The sequence below is a fragment of the Polaromonas sp. P3_C2 genome (assembly GCF_056402675.1).
In genome coordinates this window covers 1-3,229 of the sequence record NZ_JBFUGX010000478.1, presented here as the reverse complement: position 1 = coordinate 3,229, position 3,229 = coordinate 1, and the positions used below count along the sequence as shown (strand labels likewise).

4 protein-coding genes are annotated in these 3,229 nt (G+C 61.1%); 3 read left to right on the top strand and 1 reads right to left on the bottom strand.

The genetic code is table 11. From position 1 onward, the window contains the following. On the bottom strand, nt 1–250 hold a 250-nt coding region (locus AC1DWI_RS17465; RefSeq protein WP_477725309.1), incomplete at its 3' end, for a GntR family transcriptional regulator. 190 nt (nt 251–440) lie between these two features. Here AC1DWI_RS17465 and gabT point away from each other — a divergent pair. From gabT to AC1DWI_RS17450, 3 genes are all read left to right on the top strand, one after another. Continuing rightward, nucleotides 441–1,733, top strand: a complete 1,293-nt coding sequence (gene gabT, locus AC1DWI_RS17460) for a 4-aminobutyrate--2-oxoglutarate transaminase (RefSeq protein WP_477667814.1) — start codon at nt 441–443, stop codon at nt 1,731–1,733. A 26-nt stretch (nt 1,734–1,759) separates the two neighbouring features. Beyond that, nucleotides 1,760–2,845 carry an ABC transporter ATP-binding protein gene (locus AC1DWI_RS17455; RefSeq protein ID WP_477667815.1) on the top strand — a complete coding sequence of 362 codons (1,086 nt, stop codon included), beginning with the start codon at nt 1,760–1,762 and terminating at the stop codon, nt 2,843–2,845. 67 nt (nt 2,846–2,912) lie between these two features. Beyond that, nucleotides 2,913–3,229: extracellular solute-binding protein (locus AC1DWI_RS17450; protein ID WP_477725308.1), on the top strand; the 317-nt coding region annotated here is incomplete at its 3' end.

Below are 3,229 nucleotides of genomic sequence, written 5' to 3'. Positions count from 1 at the left end.
ATGCACCATCATCGCCCCTGCGCTTGACGAAAAACCCGGCATTGGCCCGGGAAACGAGCCACCCCTGGGCCACAAGGCGGTCGTACGCCTCTACCACCGTGAAGACGCTGACGCCGTGCATGGCGGCAAAACCGCGGATGGACGGCAGCTTGACGCCCGGTTTCAGCGCTTGCCCGGCAATCATCCCGCGCAGGCCGTCAACGATCTGGCTCACCAGGGGGGTCTGCAGTTCCGGGCGAAGTGTGAGCATCAAAAAACCAAAAAGGGCAGATTGTGCATCGCAATGCCCATGCACCGGGTTGGGGAATCCATGTACAGGATTCTAGACCCGCACAGTGTGTCGAAAACAGCGCGGCGGTGTACATGGACGGCCCTTGCCCCGACTTCTAAAGTCCGCTCATCTCCTTCCTCAATCCAGAATTCCAGAAATCACCTTCACCATGCAGCCAAACCAGACTTCCAGCAACGCCGCCCTGATGGCCCGCCGCCAAGCCGCCGTGACACGCGGCGTAGGCCAAGCCCACGAAATTTTCGTTAGCCGGGCAAAAAACGCCGAACTATGGGACGTTGAAGGCCGCCGCTATATCGACTTCGCCGGCGGCATCGCCGTGCTCAACACCGGCCACCTGCATACCGAAGTCATTGCCGCCGTCAAGGCCCAGCTCGACCTCTACACGCACACCTGCTTTCAGGTCGTCGCTTATGAGCCTTACGTTGAACTGGCCGAGAAGCTCAATGCACTGGCACCCGGAAATTTCGCCAAAAAGACCCTGCTGCTGACCACAGGCGCCGAAGCGGTCGAGAACGCGGTCAAGGTGGCGCGGTCTTACACCAAGCGCCCCGGCATCATTGCCTTTACCGGCGGCTACCACGGCCGGACCAACATGACACTGGGCATGACCGGCAAGGTGGCGCCCTACAAGCTGGGGTTCGGCCCCTTTCCCGGCGAAGTGTTCCATGCCGAATACCCCAACGCGCTGCACGGCGTGAGCATCGACCAGGCGTTGCACTCGGTTGAACAGATTCTCAAAAACGACGTCGAACCCGAGCGCGTGGCAGCCTTCATCATCGAACCGGTGCAGGGTGAGGGGGGTTTCTACATCGCTCCGCCGGAGTTCATCAGCCGCCTGAAGGCGCTTGCCGACCGGCACGGCATTTTGCTGATCGCAGACGAAGTCCAGACCGGCGCCGGGCGCACAGGCACCTGGTATGCCAGTGAACAGTGGCCCGTGGCGCCCGACCTGATCGCCATCGCCAAGTCCATGGCGGGTGGCTTTCCCATATCAGGCCTGGTCGGCCGCGCCGAGGTCATGGATGCACCCGGCCCGGGCGGCCTGGGCGGCACCTACGCCGGCAGCCCCATCGGTTGTGCGGCAGCGCTGGCCGTGCTCAAGGCCTTTGAGAAAGAAAAACTCCTGGCGCGCAGCAAAACGCTGGGCGCCCATCTGGTCAAAGGCCTGCACGCCATTGCGAAAAAAGAAACCTCTATCGGCGACGTGCGGGGCCTTGGCGCCATGGTGGCCATAGAGCTTTTTGAAAACGGCAACCCAGCCCGTCCCGATGCGGCGCTGACCAAACGCGTGGTGGCCGAAGCCGCCCGGCGCGGATTGATATTGCTCTCATGCGGCACCTACGGTAACGTGATCAGGATTCTGGTTCCCCTCACGGCGTCAGACGCCTTGCTGGACGAGGGCCTGCAAATCCTGGCCGACAGCCTCGCCGCATCGCGCTGATCTCCGTGGACAGCTCAGGAAAAACGATGACTGATAACGATGTCCTTGTGCGCTTCTCAGGCGTGCAGAAAACCTATGACGGCGAACAGCTTGTCGTGCAGCAACTCGACCTCGACATTCATCGCGGGGAATTCCTGAGCCTGCTCGGCCCCTCCGGCTCGGGGAAAACCACCACGCTGATGATGCTGGCCGGCTTTGAGTCGCCGACCGCCGGGGAAATTTTCCTCAACGGCTCGCAAATCACCGGCACACCGCCGCACAAACGCAACTTCGGCATGGTGTTCCAGAACTATGCGCTGTTTCCGCATCTCACGGTGGGCCAGAACGTGGCCTATCCGCTCACGGTGCGCAAGGTGTCAAAAAGCGACCAGGCCAGCCGCGTACAGCGTGCGCTCGATATGGTTCGCCTGTCGGGCATGTCGGACCGCCTGCCCGGGCAGCTGTCGGGTGGCCAGCAGCAGCGCGTTGCCCTGGCACGGGCCCTGGTGTTCGAGCCCCAGCTGGTGTTGATGGACGAACCGCTGGGCGCACTCGACAAGCAGCTGCGCGAGCACATGCAGATCGAGCTGAAGGAGTTGCACAAGCAGCTAGGCGTCACGTTTGTCTATGTCACGCACGACCAGGGGGAAGCCTTGACGATGAGCGACCGAGTAGCTGTTTTCAACGACGGCGCGATCCAGCAGCTGGCGCCTGTAGAGGCGCTGTATGAAACGCCCTCCAACCGTTTTGTTGCCGGTTTCGTCGGAGACAGCACGGTACTCAAAGGCAAGGGAAATGCCACAGGCATCGAATTGCCGGATGGCCGCGTTCTGGGCGGCACCAACGTGAATCAGGCGGCTGATGGCGCGCAGGTCGAAGCCTATATCCGGCCGGAGCGCATTGTGCTGCACCGCCAGGTACCGGCTTCATCTGCCGGCGTGCTACCGGCCCGCGTGGCTCGCATCATCTATTTCGGCGACCACCTGCGGCTGTTGTGCGACATCGGCGCCGGCCAGCCGGAAGCGACAGTCAAGCTGCCGCTCACCCTGTTGAACGGCCAGCCGCCGCCGCAACCGGGCGAAGCGGTGCACCTCGAATTTCCGCCCGAATTTACGCGGATTTATGCGGTGTAACCGCTTTCTCTTTTCACCATTTTCAACGTTCCCTTCTGCCTTTATCAACCACCGAGGAAATAGCACCATGAAGAAAAACATCATTGCCCTTGCCATGGCTTCGTGCCTGGCCGTACCCGCGTTCGCGCAGCAGCAGATCACTGTCGTCAACTTCGGCGGCGCCAATGCCAATGCGCAGAAAAAGGCCTACTACGAGCCCTTCGAAAAAGCAGGTACCAAAGTTGTTGCCGTGGAATACAACGGCGAGCAGGCCAAGATCAAAGCCATGGTCGAGACGAAAAAAGTCACCTGGGATGTGGTCGAGGTCGAAGCGCCCGATGTGCAGCGCGGTTGCGATGAAGGATTGTTTGAAAAAATCGACTTCAGCAAGATCGGCCCCAAGGC

Bases quoted from the DNA above. Each gene is read 5' to 3' on its own strand.
- gabT (WP_477667814.1), top strand. From the start codon at position 441: ATGCAGCCAAACCAGACTTCCAGCAACGCCGCCCTGATGGCCCGCCGC.
- AC1DWI_RS17455 (WP_477667815.1), top strand. From the start codon at position 1,760: ATGACTGATAACGATGTCCTTGTGCGCTTCTCAGGCGTGCAGAAAACC.